Here is a 1,679-nt window from a genome sequence, read left to right as displayed (position 1 = left end):
TTCCATATGAGGCTTTCTAATGATGGTTTGCTTGCTTTTCATTATAGGTCATATGGGACTTTTTGATACTCAAAAGGCCCTATAATCTCTATGGTGGAGTTACCCACTACAGAAATTATAGAGCCATCTTTTTTTGCTTTTTAAAGAAAATTTTGCTATACTAGTTACATAATATTATTAGGGGTCGTTACGGATTCGACAGGCATTATGAGGCTTGTTTTGCAACTCATCTCGCGGATGTAAAGCGCCAGTTAAATATAACTGCAAAAAATAACACAACTTACGCTCTAGCTGCTTAATAACCAGCAGACGTGACTTTCGCAAGATTGCTTGTGTCTTGCTAAAGGTCTTAAATTAGCAAGCTATGTTTAGTTAGTGCCTATATGACTAAAAGGAGATTAATAGGATCGCTGTTTGATGGTTTGAGTTATGTATCATCAAACAGTTAAACTAAGACATAACCTATAGTTGTAGACAAATGAGTTAGCAGATGTTTGGACGTGGGTTCGACTCCCACCGGCTCCATATTTTTAATGTCATTAGGGAAGAGTTTATGAAATCAAAAAAAATTGTGCTACTAAGTATTGTTTCTTTATTTTTATTATCGGCTTGTCAATGCTTTGATAAAAAAGAAGTTAAACCGAACGAAAATCAAGCTGTAAAACAGATTAAGGCTGTTGATGAGGAACAGAGATTAAAATTTAATCAAATTAAGTTAGGACGTTTAGCATCTGATTTTAAAGGTGGCTCTACTATTGAGGAGATGATTCAGTTGTTTGGTCAGCCAACAACACAAGAAAAAATACCAGCAGGTGAAAACATAGAGCTTGATTCTTTGACATGGCAATTTGAACAAGCCTCATTATCAATTAGATTCTTTGAAAACAGTGCTATTTCTAGATCGATTTCTAATTTTGAGTTTATTAGAGATGGACGAATTTCGTTAGATGATTTTGAAGCTCTTGAAGATGAGGAATCATATAAGACCATTATTGATCGTTTTGGTCAGCCTGATGTTATTGCCGAGTCTATATCCTCAGAGAGTGAACATATTCAAGCTATTTGGACTAGTAATCTACTATACGATAAAAATAATCCTTTTATCGAATTAACTTTTGAGAATAACATTTTAGTTAAGAAAGTTCAAAATGGCTTAAAGAAATCTGAATAATGTCAAACAGGCTAGGATTTTTCTCCTAGCCTGTTTGACATTGTTTATTGTCGTGTGTTTTTATATAATTTATCCAACTTGAGGGAATCGAACCCCCATTTCAAGAACCGGAATCTTGCGTGATATCCATTACACTAAAGTTGGTTTATAGAAATATTATAGCATAACTTTTCGATTATTCATAGCACTATAAAGCATTTGTATGTGTCAAGTTTTCCTCGGAAAAGGTTAAAAGTCCTCTATCCACTTCTTAAGTTGTCCAATTGGTGTACTCGTTGCCCCATTCAAAGCGATTGTCGCCTGTGGAATGGTGTGAGCGTCGTGATTAGTCTTCTTCAAAATCTGTCGCATATTAACCCTAATCTCAGAGCCAAACAAAACCGGCTCTTTGTCAACTGTAGTGGGTAGATGAAAAGCTAACATCTGGAGAGAATCAGATTGGTTCTCTCCTTTTTGATGTTCAAGGCAATCAAAATCCTTCTTTTAAAGTTGTCAAAGTTTCGGAATC

General features: G+C 35.1%; 2 protein-coding genes, 1 tRNA gene and 1 other RNA gene. 2 read left to right on the top strand and 2 right to left on the bottom strand.

Going from position 1 to position 1,679, the window contains the following annotated elements:
* Positions 1-180 precede the first annotated feature (180 nt).
* Positions 181-528: a transfer-messenger RNA gene (gene ssrA / locus ACVRZH_RS10085) on the top strand.
* A 25-nt stretch (positions 529-553) separates the two neighbouring features.
* Entirely contained in the window at positions 554-1,171 is a 618-nt protein-coding gene (locus ACVRZH_RS10080; protein WP_447455137.1) for a DUF3862 domain-containing protein, read from the top strand.
* Between the two features lie 72 nt (positions 1,172-1,243).
* Here ACVRZH_RS10080 and ACVRZH_RS10075 read toward each other — a convergent pair.
* Together ACVRZH_RS10075 and ACVRZH_RS10070 are read right to left on the bottom strand one after the other, a co-directional pair.
* Positions 1,244-1,315, bottom strand: a tRNA-Arg gene (locus tag ACVRZH_RS10075).
* 84 nt (positions 1,316-1,399) lie between these two features.
* Complete coding sequence (locus tag ACVRZH_RS10070) at positions 1,400-1,522, bottom strand: hypothetical protein (protein ID WP_447455136.1); 123 nt, start codon at positions 1,520-1,522, stop codon at positions 1,400-1,402.
* Between the last annotated feature and the right edge of the window lie 157 nt (positions 1,523-1,679).

Source organism: Streptococcus fryi (assembly GCF_053206505.1).
The sequence above is the reverse complement of the archived record's forward strand: the minus strand, read 5'-3'. Positions and strand labels throughout refer to the sequence as shown.

Bases quoted from the DNA above. Each gene is read 5' to 3' on its own strand.
- ACVRZH_RS10080 (WP_447455137.1), top strand. From the start codon at position 554: ATGAAATCAAAAAAAATTGTGCTACTAAGTATTGTTTCTTTATTTTTA.
- ACVRZH_RS10070 (WP_447455136.1), bottom strand. From the start codon at position 1,522: ATGCGACAGATTTTGAAGAAGACTAATCACGACGCTCACACCATTCCA.